Source organism: Hymenobacter sp. BT18, assembly GCF_012273015.1.
GTDB classification, from domain to species: Bacteria; Bacteroidota; Bacteroidia; order Cytophagales; family Hymenobacteraceae; genus Hymenobacter; species Hymenobacter lutimineralis.
In genome coordinates, this window is record NZ_CP050954.1 from 4,455,813 (window position 1) to 4,471,876 (window position 16,064).

At 62.5% G+C, this 16,064-nt stretch carries 12 protein-coding genes; 7 read left to right on the top strand and 5 right to left on the bottom strand.

Going from position 1 to position 16,064, the window contains the following annotated elements; genetic code table 11:
- Positions 1-95 precede the first annotated feature (95 nt).
- Positions 96-1,772, bottom strand: a complete 1,677-nt coding sequence (locus HER32_RS19100; protein WP_168683023.1) for an SBBP repeat-containing protein — start codon at positions 1,770-1,772, stop codon at positions 96-98.
- A 328-nt stretch (positions 1,773-2,100) separates the two neighbouring features.
- Between HER32_RS19100 and HER32_RS19105 the strand changes: the two genes are divergently transcribed.
- Entirely contained in the window at positions 2,101-2,667 is a 567-nt protein-coding gene (locus tag HER32_RS19105; protein ID WP_149071713.1) for a hypothetical protein, read from the top strand.
- A gap of 171 nt (positions 2,668-2,838) precedes the next feature.
- On the opposite strand, the gene HER32_RS19110 is transcribed toward HER32_RS19105, so the two are convergent.
- The 3 genes from HER32_RS19110 to HER32_RS19120 form a co-directional block, all read right to left on the bottom strand.
- Positions 2,839-4,791, bottom strand: coding sequence for a T9SS type A sorting domain-containing protein (locus HER32_RS19110; protein ID WP_149071712.1), 1,953 nt, complete (start codon positions 4,789-4,791; stop codon positions 2,839-2,841).
- Between the two features lie 156 nt (positions 4,792-4,947).
- Complete coding sequence (locus tag HER32_RS19115; protein ID WP_149071711.1) at positions 4,948-5,673, bottom strand: sterol desaturase family protein; 726 nt, start codon at positions 5,671-5,673, stop codon at positions 4,948-4,950.
- A gap of 204 nt (positions 5,674-5,877) precedes the next feature.
- Positions 5,878-7,065, bottom strand: a complete 1,188-nt coding sequence (locus HER32_RS19120) for a PAS domain-containing sensor histidine kinase (protein ID WP_168683024.1) — start codon at positions 7,063-7,065, stop codon at positions 5,878-5,880.
- 278 nt (positions 7,066-7,343) lie between these two features.
- On the opposite strand from HER32_RS19120, the gene HER32_RS19125 reads away from it, so the two are divergent.
- The 4 genes from HER32_RS19125 to HER32_RS19140 all read left to right on the top strand — a co-directional run bounded on the left by HER32_RS19125 (position 7,344) and on the right by HER32_RS19140 (position 12,416).
- Positions 7,344-7,970, top strand: coding sequence for a hypothetical protein (locus tag HER32_RS19125; RefSeq protein ID WP_168683025.1), 627 nt, complete (start codon positions 7,344-7,346; stop codon positions 7,968-7,970).
- Positions 7,971-8,055: 85 nt separating this feature from the next.
- Complete coding sequence (locus tag HER32_RS19130) at positions 8,056-8,685, top strand: flavin reductase family protein (RefSeq protein WP_149071708.1); 630 nt, start codon at positions 8,056-8,058, stop codon at positions 8,683-8,685.
- A gap of 102 nt (positions 8,686-8,787) precedes the next feature.
- On the top strand, positions 8,788-9,570 hold the full coding sequence (locus tag HER32_RS19135; RefSeq protein WP_149071707.1) for a DUF2490 domain-containing protein: 783 nt from the start codon (positions 8,788-8,790) through the stop codon (positions 9,568-9,570).
- 83 nt (positions 9,571-9,653) lie between these two features.
- Complete coding sequence (locus HER32_RS19140) at positions 9,654-12,416, top strand: hypothetical protein (RefSeq protein WP_168683026.1); 2,763 nt, start codon at positions 9,654-9,656, stop codon at positions 12,414-12,416.
- Here HER32_RS19140 and corA read toward each other — a convergent pair.
- A complete protein-coding gene (corA, locus tag HER32_RS19145; protein ID WP_149071705.1) occupies positions 12,413-13,600 on the bottom strand; it encodes a magnesium/cobalt transporter CorA in 1,188 nt (395 codons plus the stop codon). The genes HER32_RS19140 and corA overlap by 4 nt on opposite strands.
- A 133-nt stretch (positions 13,601-13,733) precedes the next feature.
- Here corA and HER32_RS19150 point away from each other — a divergent pair, with 133 nt between their 5' ends.
- On the top strand, positions 13,734-14,741 hold the full coding sequence (locus tag HER32_RS19150) for a GNAT family N-acetyltransferase (protein ID WP_168683027.1): 1,008 nt from the start codon (positions 13,734-13,736) through the stop codon (positions 14,739-14,741).
- A gap of 11 nt (positions 14,742-14,752) precedes the next feature.
- Positions 14,753-16,060: a hypothetical protein gene (locus HER32_RS19155; protein ID WP_168683028.1), complete on the top strand. Its 1,308-nt coding sequence runs from the start codon at positions 14,753-14,755 to the stop codon at positions 16,058-16,060.
- Positions 16,061-16,064: the final 4 nt, after the last annotated feature.

Here is a 16,064-nt window from a genome sequence, read left to right on the forward strand (position 1 = left end):
ATCCGGGGCGGGCACGACCCAACTACAGACCAGCGGGCGTAGCGCGCCCTGCTGGCCTACCGCTCAGCTATGGGGAATGGGGGGGCAGGCGGGCACTACTGTACCTGCACGCGGCTGGTGTAGCGGCGGCCCAGGGCATCGGTGGCGCGCAGGGTATAGAGGCCGGGCTTGAGGCCCATCACCGCTACCTGTCCGGTTGCGCTGATGGGCGCTTGGTACGCCAGGCGGCCCAGGGCATCAACGAAACGGACGGAGGTGCCGGTAGGCAAACCCGGCAGGTGTACTACGTGGTAGGCGGGGTTGGGATAGGCGCTGAGTTGCGTGGTCTGGCTCGGGTGCACGGCCAGTGCCGTACCTCCGAGCTGGGCCAGAAACGTGGTCCGGGCGCCGGTACTGAGCGACAGTGTCCCGAAGGCGCTGGTGCCTTCAAAAGACCCCAGGACGTGCAGGATACCGTTGGCGTCGAACCCAAGCTGGCGGGCGTTGTCGAAGCCGGTGCCGCCGGCCTGCTGGGTCCAGCGCACCTGTCCCTGGGGGGTGTAGGCCGCCACTAGCGCGTCGCGGCTGCCCGCACTGGTAACAGTGCTGGTGCCTAGGTGGGCAGTTTCGGCGAAGTTGCCGGAAAGGTACGGGTAGCCGGCCTCGTCCAGTGCGAGGCCACTCCAGCCATCGGAGCCGGGGCCACCGGAGGTGCTTACCCACTGCAGGCTGCCCTCGGGCGAGTAGCGGAGCAGAAACCCATCGAAGTTACCCGCGCTGGTGACGGTTTTACCATCGAAGTTGGCTTCACCGGTAAAGCCCCCCGCCAGGTAGAGGTTGCCAGCCGCATCTACCAGCCCTTCCCCGTTGTAGTCGGCGGCGGGGCCACCCAGCTGCCTGGCCCACTGCGGTGTGCCGGCCGCATCGTATTTCACCAGGAGGATGTCGTTTTCGCCCCGGGTAGTGAAGGTGGTGCTACCCACCACAGCGGGCTGGGTGAAAACCGTGAGCAGATACATTTCTCCCGTAGGAGCCACCGTGACGCGGGGAGCAGCGTAGGTAGCGGAGGTAGTGCCGGCAGCTGGGACATAGAACACGCTGGGCGTGAGCGACTGTAACTCTCCGGTAGCGGCGTCGAAGCGGGCCAGGTAGGTGCCAAAGGAGCCAGGGGTACCCATCGGCCCGGGATAGGTGATGTTGGTGGAGCCGATGCTGAGGCTGCTGCTGTAAATGCCCGAGACGACTACGTGCCCCTGGTCATCCAGGTCTAGGTCGTTGCCCCCATTGGTGCGGGTACTGGGGACGCTCTGCCGGGCCCAGGTGGGGGTGCCGTCGGGGGTGTACCGGACCACGAAAGACTTGCCCGTGGTGCTGGCCCCATCCTCCAGGGTGAGGCCGTTGCCAAGCGAGATAGTACCCGAAAAGTTGCCCGTGATGTAGGGATTTCCGGCCGCATCGAGGGCTAAGGCCACGGCCAGGTCGTTGCCGGGGGAGCCCAGTTGCCGTACCCAGGCCACGGTACCATCGGGGGCGTATTTGGCCAGGTAGCCATCCACGTTACCCAGGCTGGTGAGCGTGGTAGTGCCTATGGTGGTCGTATTGGTAAAGCCGCCCACCTCGTAGGTGTTGCCAGCGGCATCTACTCCTATCATGGTGGCATACTGCGAGCCTGTTCCCATGTTATAGGCGGCTTGCCAGGTGGGGGCTGTTTGGGCCCAGGCTCCGGAGCTACAGCCCAGCACCGTGAGCAGGAGGGCCGAGCCGCGAAGAAAAGCGGAAGTAGAAAGGGGCATAAAAACGAAGGAGATGGGAATAACAGCGTTGTAGGCAGCCGCACGCAAGTTGAAAGGAAGTGTGGGCGCTATACGAGCAGGTAAATTACTACTCTGCTATCAGCCCATGAAATTAGCGGTTGCGGCCGGGCCGCAGTACCCGGGCTACCTCACAACGGCAACGACGCGGATACCCAACACGGGCAACGAGTTACCGGCGAGGCCGGCCACACGGCCCGGGTACCAGCGGGGCCCGGTACCGACCGTAAAAAACATATAGCGAATGTATAATACTAGCAAGCGGGAGGGCGTTAGGCAGGCATTATTCACCTTTCACTTATTTACGTTTATGGCACGCGTTAAGAACAACATTATCACCCAGGGCCTGAGCGGCACCATCGGCGGCACGCTGGTATTCCGGCAGGTGGGCGACCGAACCATTGTATCGGCGGCCCCGCGCGAAACGGACAAGGCGCCCACGGCCAAGCAGCTGGCCCAGCGGGAGCAGTTTCAGCAGGCGGCCCTCTATGCCAAGGCGCAACTGGCAGACCCCGCCAGCAAGGCCGCGTATGAGGCTGCCCGCGACGAAGATGGTAGTACTGCCTACACCATCGCCGTAGCCGACTTTATGCAGGCTCCCGACATTCACGAAATCGACCTGACGTACTATACCGGCAAAATAGGCGACACGCTGCGGGTGCGGGTGACGGATGATTTCCGGGTGCAGGCCGTGACGGTGCGCATCGAGAACAGTGACGGGACGCTGGTGGAGGAAGGTGCCGCCGTGCCGGACGCCAACGGCCTGGACTGGACCTTCACCGCTAAGAAAGCCAACGCTTCCCTGGCGGGCGACAAAATAACCATCTGGGCCACGGATAAGCCCGGCAACCTGAGCACTACTACCCGCACCTTGTAGTTGTTGCTTCCCGGTGGAGTACAACTTGTAGCTCCAGCTCGGATTAGGTAAAGTGGCCAGTTTGACCGAAGGCACACCGAACCCACTCCGAATCTTCTCCAAACCCTGCACTACGGAAAAATACAAATAGCCGCCCCGGATTACGGGGCGGCTGTTTTGGGCTGAAAAAGCTTATTGAACCTGCACGCGACTGGTATACCGGCGGCCCTGCGCATCGGTAGCCTGCAGGGTGTAGAGGCCAGGCGTGAGGCCCACAACGGATACCTGTTTTTGTGCGGTCAGAGAAGTTGCGCGCACTACGCGGCCGAGGGCATCATGCAGTTGGATGCGGCTGCCGGCAGGAAGGATAGAGAGGGTCAGCCAGTTAGTAGCAGGGTTGGGGTACAGCGTGAAAGAGTTAGCTGCGGCCGATGCAGTGGCCGTAGAGACTGCTGCGTGAAAGAAACTACTGGACTCGCCTGTGCCCACCCTAGTGCGCACACTGATGGGGCCCGATATAACTCCCTCAGGCACTTTAGCCAAGAGTTGAGTTGATGATTGTACGCGCAGTGCCGCCGCCGGAACTCCGTTGAAGTATACCTCCCTGACCCCCACAAAGCCAGAGCCATTGAGGGTAACTTCCTGCCCAGGAGCACCACTGTTAGGAGCCAAGCTGGCAACAGCCGGTACTGCTTGGTTATCGTCAAGCCAAGCTAAAAAGATGTTGGGTAAGCCACCACCTGCTAAAGTGGTAGTGCCAAAAGCAGCTTGGCCCCAATAATTGCCTAATAAGCAAATGCCCCCATCAGGCATAAGAACTGCGCGGTATACTTCTTCATCGGCCTCACCACCGGTGCTTTTGGCGCCCAGCCATTGCCCGGCTGAACTGAGCCTGGCTACGTAGAGGTCTTCCGTGGTTTCAGAGCCAGAATTCTTCAACGTGGTTGACCCTATCTGCATAGTTGGGCCAAAAAAACCTCCTGCCACTACCAAGTCCCCATTCGGGGTAAGCACGATACCGCTGGCAAAGTCATGCGCGTCACTACCACTCTGCGTTGCCCAGCGCCAAGTACCATCTTCCTTTAAGGCTGCAACATAGGTGTCGATAGTATTCTCCTGACCTTTATTGTCCAACGTAGTAGTGCCAAACATAGATACCCGACTAGATAAGCTACCTGTGATATAGACCTGACCACTGCGCTCAACGGTTATGCCCAGTATACTTTCATGGTCGATACCGCCTGCACTGGCTGCCCACGACCAACTGCCCATAGGCGTACGCTTTGCCACAAAGACGTCATTAGTGTTCGGGGCAGCGTTAGTCAGCAAGGTGCTACCAATCTGAAAGCTGGCGCCCTGAAACGTGCCACCTATGTAGGCATTACCAGCGGCGTCTAAATCCATGAAATGAATGGATTCGATAGCAGGAGAACCTATGCTCTGAGCCTTAAGCCACTGACCATTGTTAGCATCGAGTTGAGCCACGTAAATATCGGTGCTGCCACCAACAGCAGAAGCATTGGTAAGGATAGAGGAGCCAAAAGTAGCTTGAGTACTGCTAAATCCACCTGCTACCAGCAAGCTGCCTGTTTCCTCCACTACCAAGGCCGACGCATAGGCTTCGCCATTGTTGCCCCCTTGTGTGGCCCACAGCCAATTGCCGTTCGTATCGAGCTTGGCTACGAAGACGTTAGCCCGTTGATTGGAGGAAGCCGGTAGGATGATGGTGCCAAAGACAGCTTCATTGCCATAGGATCCCGCAACGTATACATTCCCTTGCGCATCAACGTCTACGGCAGTGACAGAGGGACGGGAAGAACCTCCAACCTGTTTAGCCCAGAGGTAATTACCCCGAGCATCAAACTTGGCTACAAACATGTTTGTCTGATTTCTATAGCTTATTAACTCCAGGTCGCCAAAGTATAGACTACCGCCAAAGCTCCCGACCACATAGATATTGCCATCCGTATCGACGGCCAATCTTCCTCCCCAGCTTTCCCCCCGATTTCGTGTGTGCCCAGCGGACACAGCGTGGCCAAACTCGACTGTTTGAGCGTGCCCTGCGTAGGGTGTGAGAATAGTTATGCCTAATAAAATCAGAAAGCCAAGCTGATTGACGATAGCAGGGATTGTAAAAAGACGCATAGGCGCTTGATTAAATTAAATAATGAGCAAGGAGACAACGGTTGTTCAAGTATACCGGAAGATCATAGTATTTCTGACAACTCTCCAACTTTGGCTCTTGTTAGCGCAGAGTTAACTCATAGGGCAGAATATCAGGCTGAAGCAATATTAGTAAACTCAAGAGGATGAAGGCCCCGCGTACGTGCCGAACAGCCAGTCCCAGAGGGAGGTGTAGAAGCCGAAGTTGTGGGTGTCGTGCTGGTGGTGCTGGAAATGGAAGCCGGAGGAGCCCAGGTGCCTGAGCAGGGGGTGGCGCGCCCAGGAAGCCGGAAACGGCTCGACGCCGCAGTGGCCCAGCACCCCAAACAGCACGTTCACGGTGAGGTAGGCCACAATGGCGGCAAAGCTGGCCGGGTACACGTACATCAGCAGCAGCCACAGCCCGCCGAAGCCTACCGTTTCGATGGGGTGGAGCACAAACAGGTCAATAGGCTGGGGGGCGGTGTAGTGGTGGTGCAGGCCGTGCACCCAGCGGTAGAGCACGGTGTGGTGAATGAGGTAGTGGAACACATACATGAGCAGGTCCATGCCCAGGAACAGCACGAGGAAATCGAGCAGCACCCGGTAAGAAACGCCGGTTCGGATCTGGATAAGCCCCTGCTGCCAGAGCCAGCAGCCCGCGTAGGTAATGCCGGTGTTAAGGAGCAGGGTGCAGGCAGCCAGCCCGATTTCCGGGCGCGTCACCGGCTGGTAGAGCGGCCCCAACGCCCGGGTCCGGCCAAACAGCCATTGGAGCAGGTACCCGAAGCCCACGGCCAGCAACAAGACCAGCAGGTTTTCGACCAGGAACAGGGGCAGGGCCACCTGCCAGGGCAGTTCTTTCAGGAAATCGAGCAGGGCCATTGGGGGAGCGGGCAATAGGTGGCCCAGCGGCGCAAGATACCCGTTTTGGCAGCTTGGGGCTGAGGGCAACGGCGCTATTATTAGCCAGCGGTAGAGATGCTTCGACAAGCTCAGCATGACGGTCTGTTTTTACGGCACTCATCCTGCGAGTATGCGCGGCATTGGCTTAGCGCACGGACTGCTTGTTGCTGCTGTACCTGTGCGCTACGCCAGGTCGATGAAGAAGGTGGTGCCTTCGCCCTCCGTACTTTCCAGCCAGATTTTGCCCTCGTGCAGCTCCACAATCTGCTTGGTGATGAACAGGCCCAGTCCGGTGGTGGTGTCGCCGTAGAGGCCGGAGCGGGACGCCGTGCTGAACTTGTCGAACACCTTCGCTTGCAGCTCCTGCGGAATGCCCAGGCCCGTGTCCTTCACCACCAGCCGGATGTTCCCTTCGTGCTGCTGCAGGCGCACGCAGATGCTGCCGCCGGGTGGCGTAAAATTCATGGCGTTGGTGAGCAGGTTGTCGAGGATGCGGCCAAACTTATCGGCGTGGATGTTGGCCATCAGCGGGACTTGGGGCAGGTCCAGCTCCAGGGTAATGCCTTTGTCCTGCGCCACTACCCGAAAAACCAGGAGCCGCTCGGTGAGAAAAGCGCCCAGGTTGGTTTGGTGGGTTTCCAGCTTGGTAGCTTCCAGCTGCCCCAGGTAGAGCACGTCTTTCAGCAGTACCTCGGCCTCCGTGCAGGCCTGCTCAATCAAGCTCAAAAGCTTGTGTACGTTGTGTTGGGCGTCGGCTGGCTGCAGCAGCTGCAGGGCTTCTTCGCGCCTGAGCAAGTCAATCAGCAGCTGGATGTTGCTGATGGGGCTTTTCAGGTCGTGGGCGGCAAGGTGCAGGATGGTTTCCTGGGCATCGTAGAGGCGCTGGTGCGCTATAGCCAATTTCTTGCGCTCGGAAATATCCTCCAGGGTGGTGTAGCCCAGCTCGCCGCCGTCGTCGGGGAACAGCACGGACGTGACCTGGCACCAGAAAGAGGTGCCATCCTGCCGCACCAGGCAGGTTTCCAGCACAAAGTAGGGCTCTTTGTGGGCCCACAGGCTTTTCTGGAGCTTTTCCCAGTCGGCCAGGTGGTCGGGGTGGGCAAAGTCGAGAATACGCTTCCCTACCAGCTCCTGGGCCCGCGCAAAGCCCAGCATATCGGCCAGGGCCTGGTTGGCCTGAAGAATGTTCAGGTCGGGGTCGATGATTTTCTGGCCCAGGGGCGTATTCTCGAAGACCGTCCGAAAGCGCACCTGGCTTTGCTCGTAGGCCGCGTTGGGCACCGCCCGCAGGCGTTCATTCTCGGCCCGCAGGCGCTGAAGTTCGGCCTCAAGGGCAGGGGCGGCGGGCGGGCGGGAAGTAGAGTCGGGCATACAAGTCGGGGGAAGCAATAATCAACCCGCAACCTGCTGGTGGCTACTACAAGCGAGGCAGTAAGGTACCGCTTTCTGACAGGAAGTGCGGGCCGCCTGAAAAGTAGCTTGTTCGGCCGTGCAATCGGGGGCCTGCTTGGGCCGGCTAGGGGCAGACCAGAGCTGCCGCAGTCAGGCAAGGGCAGCTTGGCAGAGTAGGCGGGCAAAATAAAGCCGGTGGCCGCCCGGCCGCGGTTTCTACCTTTGGGTCTTACCCGTTACCCATACTACTACCGTCAATGATTATTTACGGAACCAATGGCTCCCACGTGCGCACCGTGGCGGCGCCGGCGCTGGCCTGCCCGGCCTGCGCCAACCCCGGGCAACTGAGCCTGAGCGTGTTCAGCCGTTACGCCCACATCTACTGGGTGCCGCTAGTGCCCTATGCCAAACCCGCCGTGGCGCAGTGCCTGCACTGCCAGGGGGCCTGGACCCTGAAAGAGCTGCCTCCCGAGGCCACCAACATCCGGGAGGACCTCCAAACGCTCAAGAAGCAGACCATGGCCCCTTGGTGGCACTGGTCGGGGCTGGTAGTGCTGCTGTTGCTGGCTGCCTGGGGGCTGTGGGCGAGTGGGCGCGACCAAAAGGAAAATGCGGCTTACCTGGCTGCCCCGCAGGTGGGCGACATCTACACCGTGCGCGAAAACGACTCGGCCGGCGAGTACAGCCTGTTGAAAGTGGTGCGCACCCAGGGCAACACGGTGGAGCTGGTGGCCAACGAATACGCCATCGACAACGCGCACCCGCTGGATAAGCTCAACGACCCGGCCAAGTACAGCAAGGAGTCGTTTTCGCTTTCGCAGCTGGACTTGCGGGTGATGCAGCAGAAGGGCCAGCTTACGGACGTAGACCGGCCGGAAAAATAAGCCCGGAGGCCAGGAAAAATGCCGGCAGTCGAAACAAAGCAGCCGGCCGCTGGTCTGCATGGTTGAGTTTCTTACGCTACCTTCTATGCTACACCTCACGGCTGCCGACATCCACGCGGCGGAGCGAATCTACCGTCTCAATCTGGTCAACAGTCTGCCTGGGTTTAAGCCCGCCAACCTGGTAGGCACGGCGGCCCCCGATGGCGTCACCAACCTGGCCATCTTCAGCTCGGCCCTGCATCTGGGCTCCGACCCACCTTTGCTGGGGCTGGTTACGCGGCCGGCTACGGTGCCCCGGCATACCTATCAGAACCTGCTCAGCAGCGGCTGCTATACCCTCAACCACGTGCCCCTTGCCCGGGCCGCGGCCGCGCACTATACCTCCGCCAACTTCGGTCCCGAGGTATCGGAGTTTGCGGCCTGCGGGTTCACCCCGGTGTACCGCGACGGGTTTGCCGCACCCTACGTGGCCGAGAGTCCGGTGAGCATCGGGCTGCGCCTGCAGCAGCAGGTGCCCCTCTCCAACGGCACGGTGCTGCTGGTGGGGGCGGTAGAGCACGTGTACCTGCACGAAGAAGGCCTGCGCCCCGATGGTACCCTGGACCTGGAAGCCCTGGGCACTACCTGCATTTCGGGCCTCGACGGCTACCACGCCGTGCAGCCCCCGGTGCGCTTCGACTACGCCCGCGTGGGGCAGCCACCCGTGGGTCGCTAGCCTACGCCCGGGCGGCCGGGGGGCGGGAAAGAAGTTGGGACAGGCTGCGGTGATTTTTCAGGTTCTCCTGTACCTTCGCCGCGCTAAAAACCAGCACTTGTCATGAACAAAGCCGTGTGCGCAGTGGGCCTCCTGGGGGCAATGGTAGGAAAAGCCACCCTCAGCCGCGCCCAGACGCCGGGCACCTGGGGCAGCTGGTTTATCGGCACGGTGCAGCTGCCCGGCACGCCCGAGAAAAAGTGGGGCGGCTTCGGCGAGGTGCAGGTGCGCACCAATGGCCTGTTCTCGCAGTACTTCTACCACGAGCTGAAGGGCGGCGTCAGCTACGACCTCGATAAGAACTTCACCGTGATGCTGGCGGGGGGGCGCTACGCCACCTACAAGCCAAAGGAAGTGGGCGAGGGGCCGCTGAACACCGAGGCGCGCCTCTGGCTGCAGATTACCCTGAACCAGTACATGGCGCGGCTGCGGGTAGAGCACCGCTACCGCCTGGAGCAGCGCTGGTTTAACTACAGCGGCGACAGTACCGGTACCCGCAACCGCCTGCGCTACCGCCTCAACACGTTTCTGCCCCTCAACAAAAGCGCCATCGGCCCCGGTACGGTCTTCCTGTCGGTGTACGATGAAATCTTCCTTAACCCGAAGGGGCCGGTGTTTGAGCGCAACCGGGTGTACGCCGGGGCCGGCTACCAGTTCAACAAGCACCTCACGGCCCAGGCCGGCTGGGTAAACCAAGCCAACTACAACCTGCCAGCCTACAAGCAAGGGCATTTTGTTCCGCAGGTTACCTCGGCCAAGCACAACGTGGTGCTGGCCCTGACGTACCGCCTGGCCCACCGCGCCGCCACCGCCGTGCCTGAGCACCTGCCCTCCCAGCAGGACTAAGCCCGGGCGCAGGCTCCTGGCCGGCGGGCAGCGAATAGGTCGTTACCTTTGCCGCTTCCGATTTTCCTCCCGCCCCGTGCTGCATGTCGAATAAGCTACTGGTGTTTCTGGCGGGGCTGCTGCTGCTTACCGCGCTCGGCTCCTACGTGTACTACCGCCGCACCGTGGCGCAGGTACCCGTAGATGCCTGGTCTCTGGTGCCGGACGACGCCGTGCTGGTGCTGGCCACCCGCGACCATCCCACCCTGGTGCGCCACCTGCGGGAAACCCAGCTCTGGGACAACCTGGCCGCGCTGCCTTACTTCCAGCAAGTGGAAGAAAACGCCCAGCTGCTCGACTCCCTGACCAATAGCCGCCACAACCTGCTGCGCTTCCTGGGCCGCAAAACGGTGCTGGCTTCCGTGCACATCACCGGGCCGGGCTCCTTCGATTTGCTGTACCAGGTGCCGCTGAACACGGTGCGTGAATACCGGCAGGTGCGCGCCGCCGCCGAGGCCCTGGCCCGCCACCCGCGCTTTCGCGTCAGCAGCCGCACCTACCAGGGCCACGTGCTCACGGCGGTGCAGGAGCGCGGCAACGGCAGCGGCGTTACGTACTTCAACTACCGCAACCATCTTATCATCAGCAGCAACCCGGGCCTGATTGAGAAGGTCATTGCCCGCATTGGCCACCCCGGCCAGGCCTCCGTAGCGGCCGACTTCCGCAACATCGACTACCTGCAGCTGCGGGAGGTAGATGCTACCCTGCTGGTGAACTACCGCCAGCTGCCGCCCTTTCTGGATGTGTTTTTTCGGCCCGAGCTCCGGCCCAGCGCGCAGGTGTTGACGGGCCTGGGTCGCAACGGCCTGCTGGAAGTGCAGCTGGCGGGCAACAAGCTGCTGATGAACGGCTTCACCAACCCCGAAACCGCCCGCGACGCCCTGCACCAGCGCGTGCACGGGCAAGCCGCGCAGCGCCTAGGCATGGCCGAGGTAGTGTCCCTGCGCACGGCCGTGCTCATGCACCTGGGAGTAGAGCAGCCGGGCAGCCTGCGCACTGGCCGCCCGCTGGCCGCGCCCGATTCGGCTACGGCCAGCGCCCTGGACAGCCTCGGGCGCCAGTTTACCCAAGAGGCGGCCCTGTGCTACCTGGCGGCTCCTTCGCCGCGGCAGGCCCCGGCCCGGCTGGTGCTGGTGCGCTGCCAGAACCCCACCCGGGTAGCAACGCTGCTGGGGCAGCTGCGGCGCGCCCGTGGGTCCAGCCCGGCTTTCGAGCGGGTAGGTCCCTACCAGATTCATAGCCTGGGCTTGCCTGAAGTGCCTGCCCGCCTGCTCGGGCCCATGTTCGGGGGATTTCCGGCGGCGGGGGCCGTAGCGCAGGTAGGCCATTACGTGGCCTTCGCCGATGACCCTGCCGCCCTCCGGCCCTGGCTGCAGGATGTGGCGGCGGGCAACGTCTGGACCCGCTCGCCCACCCAAGTGGCTTTTTTGCAGGAAACCCAGCCCCTGGCCCGCTTCAGCCTGTTCTTGGACACGCAGAATAGCTGGAACGTGCTGCTGCGCGGGTTGCGGGAGGAGCGGCGGGCGGGGCTACTGCGCAACGAAACCCTGTTTAAGCGCTTTCCCCAGGTGACGCTGCAGCTGGTGCCCGCCGAAGTAGAAGAGGGCCCCGCCGGCCAGTATTTCACGCAGATCCTCCTGCGCCGCCCCGCTGCTACGGTGGCCACGCAAACCGGCTCCCTCACCCGCGAAACCAGTGGCCTGCGCTTTCCCACGCCCCTGACGAGCCCGCCCGTGCTGGTGAGCGTGGCCAACGCCCGTACGCCGGGCATTCTGGCCCAGGACAGCGCCTACGTGCTGCACTACATCACCCCGGAGGGCATTATTGCCTGGTCCGATACGCTCAATGGGCCTTTGGTGGGGCCGGTGCGGCGCCTGGCGCTGGGCGGCAGCCAGGGTTTCCTGGTGGCTACGCCTAGCCGGGTGTATCACTACGACGTGCAGGGACGGGCGGCCCCGCATTTTCCCCTGAACCTGCCCGACTCGGTGCAGGCTAGTTCCCTGGTTACTTCGGGGGCCGACGGCCGGCAGCCCGCCCGCCTGCTGGTGGGCGGGGGCGGGGGCAACTTCTTCCTGTTCGACACCAACGGCAACGCCCTGCCGGGCTGGCAGCCCAAGCGGCTGGACTTTGCCCCGGCCGCCCCGCCGCACTACCTCACCATTGGGGGCTCCGATGTGCTGGTGGTGCTCCTGGAGAATGGCTACATCTTCGCCTTCGACCGCGCGGGCGGTACTTATCCCGGCTTCCCCATCAGCGTGGGGGCCCGTCTGCACACGGCTGCCTTCGTGGAGGCTGGCCCCACATTGCAGCGCAGCCGCCTGACGGTGGTTACCCAGCAGGGGGAGCGGGTGCAGTTCAACCTGAGCGGGTACATCCTCAACCGGAACCGGCTGAGCACCTGGACGCGGGGTACCACCTTCCGCATCATTCCCGATCAGCTGCAGCGAAGCTACGTGGTGGCCCGGCAGGACCCCACCGGCCAGCTCACCATCTTCGACGCGGCGGGGCGGCGCCTGCTCACGCGCCACTTCCTCACGGCCGACGAAAAGCCGGTGCAGTTCTTCGACTACGGGTCTGGCCGCCGGCTCGTAGCCATTACCGACCCCGGGCCCCAGCAGGTGTACTTGTTTGATGCCAAGGGCCAGCTGCTCAACAACCAAACCTTCCCCAGCACCGTGGGCGGGGTGCAGGCCACCTACGATGTGGGGGCCAACGCCTGGCAGCTCTACCACGTGCAGGGCCGGCAGCTGAAGCGCGTGCTCGTGCCCAATGATGGCCGCCTGCCGGTAGCCGCGCCGTTGCGCTAGCTAAGCCAGCCTTTCCGGTAGAAGTACACCAGCTGCACTATCACCACCGCTAACAGCACGCCCAGCAGTACCGGGTAGCCCAGCGGGTGATAGAGCTCTGGCATGTTGAGGGGGTTGATGCCGCCGTGCGGGTTTTCGCGCTGGAAGTTCATGCCGTACAGGCCCACCACGAAGCTGAGGGGAATGAAAATGGAGCTGATGATGGTCAGCACCTTCATTACCTCGTTCATGCGGTTGCTTTGGTCCGACAGGTAGAGCTCCACCAAGCTGTTGACGGATTCCTTGTAGCTCTCGGCCAGGTCGAGGGTCTGGATGGCGTGGTCGTAGCAGTCCCGGAAAAAGGCCTTCATGTCCTCAGACACTACTTCGTCGGGCATGCGCAGGATTTCCGTGATTTTGTCGCGCTCCGGGTACACCAGCCGCCGAAAGCGCACAATATCTTTCTTGACTTGCAGGATGCGGCCCAGCAGGCGGCGGTCGGCGCGCTTGGAGCGGAAAATCAGTTCCTCCAGATGCTCGATGTAGTCGCCAATGGCGGCCATGGTGGGGAAGTAGTGGTCCAGCACCACGTCGGTGAGGGTATACGCCAGGTAGAGGGGCGGACGGCGCATGATCTGGCTGCGGCCCGAGCGGATACGGTGGCGCACGGCGTCGAGGCAGTCGTTGTAGTCGTCCTGAAACGAGAGTACGTAGTTGGGGCCGGTAAACAAGCTCAGCTGGTCGTCGTCCACTTCGAGCTGGGAGGTGAAGTCCGTCATGCGCGAAACCAGGAACAGGCGGCCGTTGCCGAACTCCTCCACCTTGGCGCGCTGGTAGTCGCCGAGCACGTCTTCCATCTGCAGGGCAGGCAGCTCGAAGTCGCGCATCAGGCGCTCCATCAGCCCCAGGTCGTTGTAGCCGCGAATGTCAATCCAGTGGCGCAGGTGGCTGTTCTGCCGGAAGAAGGCCAATAGCTCGTCGTAGCTGGCGTACTCGTGCTCGATGAACTCATCGGCGTCGTAGGAAATCATGAACAGGCGTGGGGCCAGCGCATCGGCCGAGACCGTGAGCGTGCCGGGGCGCTGGCCCACCACCTGCTCGCGGGCCTGCTGGGTGGCCTGACGGTCGGATACGTGGCTGCGCTGGGTGGTTTCCGAGGGGTCGTCGGACTCAGCGGTGAGGGAGGAAGAAAGCTGCGGGTCCATGAAAGCAGGCGAAGGAAGGAGAAGAAAGCCGGGGCTTCCTACGCAAATAAGCCCGAAAAGACCAAAAACCGGCTAGGCGCGCTACCAGAGCTACCGGGTTTCCGTACTTTCGTTTTCTCCCACGCCCGCTTTCGTGTCTGCCACTCCCGCTCCTGATGTGTATCTGCCGCTCCCGGTTTCTGCCGGGCGCTACCAGCTGCGGGTGCGGGAAGGCCAGGGCGCCGCACCAGAACTTCCACTGGCCTTTGACCCCTGGCTGTATCTCACCCCGGCCTACCAACAGCTGCCCGCGCATGCGTCCCAGCAATGGCTGTTTTGCCTGGAAGATGCCGGGCAGCAGCAAACCGTGGGCTGGCTCACGGTCTTTGCCACGGACGTAACCCACGCCGTGCGCAGCCCTCACCAAGCTCCTTTCGGGGGCGTGCAGCTTACCAACCAAGTACCCTATGAGGTCCTGCACTGTTTTTTGGTCGCCGTTCAGCACTATTTGCAGGAGCAGGGAATCGAAATAGTGGAACTGAAGTGTGCCCCCGCCGCCTACAGCCCGCTGACGACAGCCCGCCTGACCCAAACCCTCACCGGGCTGGGCTACGCTATCAAACTGGCCGAAGTCAACTATCACCTGAGGTTGGCAGATCCTTTTGAGGCCGGGCTGCATTCCTCAGAAAAGCGCCGCCTGCGCAAGTGCCAGCGCGCGGGTATGTACTTCGAGCAGGAGCCGCCCTTGCTGCTGCCCGCCGCCTACGAGTTTATCGTGCAGTGCCGGCAGGAAAAAAAACAGCACTTTTCGGTGGACCTGGCCCGGCTCCAGGCGCTGTTCCGCCGCTTCCCCCGCGACTATTTCCTGTTTTCAGTACGGGATGCCAATGGGGAATGGGCCGCCCTCACCATTGCCGTGCGGGTGAACGGGGCAGTGCTTTACAACTTTGCGCCGGCTAGCCCACGGGCTTTCAACGCGTTTAGCCCGGTGGTGCTGCTCACGGCTGGCTTGCACCATTTCGGGCAGGCCAACGGTATGACGCTCCTCGACCTGGGAACGTCCATGCTGGGGCAAGAACCCAACTTTTCGTTGTTGCGGTTCAAGGAACACCTGGGTGGCGTACCAAGCCTGAAGTTTACCTTTGGGCGCCAACCCCATTGATGCTGCGCCGCGTGTTTTCTTCTGCTCCCTCTACTGCGCCGCCGGCTGACAAGCAGCCCTCGGTGGCGGGGCGCTTCGTGCGCGGCTCGGCCGGTTCCGGGGTAGCCATTCTGGCGCGCACGGCGGGCGCCCTGGCCCTCAACAAACTGCTGGCCCTCTACGGCGGGCCCGGCGGCCTCACGCTGCTGGCGCATTTTCAGAACCTGATGGCCTTGTTTACCACCCTGCCCAACGACGGGGTGCATAGTGGGGTAGTAAAATACCTGGCTCCCCTGCGGGCCGGGTCAGGGCGGTACCGCGTCTGGTTTGGCGCCGGGTTGGTGCTGAATGCCCTGGTGCTCGCGCTGGGGGCGGCCGTGCTGGCCCTGGGCCGTACGGAACTGCTCGGGGTGTTTAGCCCCTCGTGGCTGTGGGTGGCTTTGTTTGCTCTGGGCATAGCCGTGCTCACCGGGCACACTTACCTGGTAACGGTGCTGCTGGCGGCAGGGCGGCTGCGCGCCTACGTGGTCCTGACCACGCTGCTGAGCGGATTCGGGCTGCTGGCGGTGGGCGTGGGACTGGGCCTGGGCTGGTCGGTGCCCACGCTGCTGCTGACGTATCTGCTGGGGCAGGGGCTTACACTGCTGCCGACGGCCTGGGTAGCTTTCGGCCAAGGGCTGCTGCCGCGCCTGCGGGGCCCCGTGAGCCGACCGGCCCTACGGGAGCTGGGGCGCTTTCTGCTCATGGCCGTCAGCATTCTGCTGTTTAGCAAGGCCGTGGATTTTGCCATGCGCAGCTTACTGATTCGCTACTTTTCCCTGGCCCAGACCGACCTGTGGCAGGCCGTAGCCAAGCTGTCGGACAACTATACCATGGTTTTCTCGGCCGTGATGAGCAGTGTGTACTATCCCCGCTTGGCGGCTCTGGCGGGCCAGCCCGCAGAGCTGCGGAAGTATGTGCGCACGGTGCTGGGGCTGTTGGGGCCAGTCCTGGCCCTGGGGCTGGGGGCTTTGTATTTGCTGCGCGGGAGGCTGCTGCCCTTGCTGTTTGACACCTCATTTGCGGCGGCCGCCCCACTGCTGGGCCCCCAGCTCCTCGGCGACTGGGCCAAGTTCATGAGCTGGCTGCTGCTGTTTCTGCTGACGGCCCGGGCGCAGGTAGGCCGCTACGTGCTGGTGCAGGCGCTGTCGGCGGGGGCGTATGCCCTCTTGCTGGCCGTGCTGCTGCCCCGCTACGGCCTGCTGGGGGCGCCCCTGGCCCACGCGGCCCGCTTCGGGCTGGTGCTGCTGGCCGGGCTGGTTTATTTCAGGTCCGTGTGGTGGCCCCGTCGTTATGCTTAGCCCG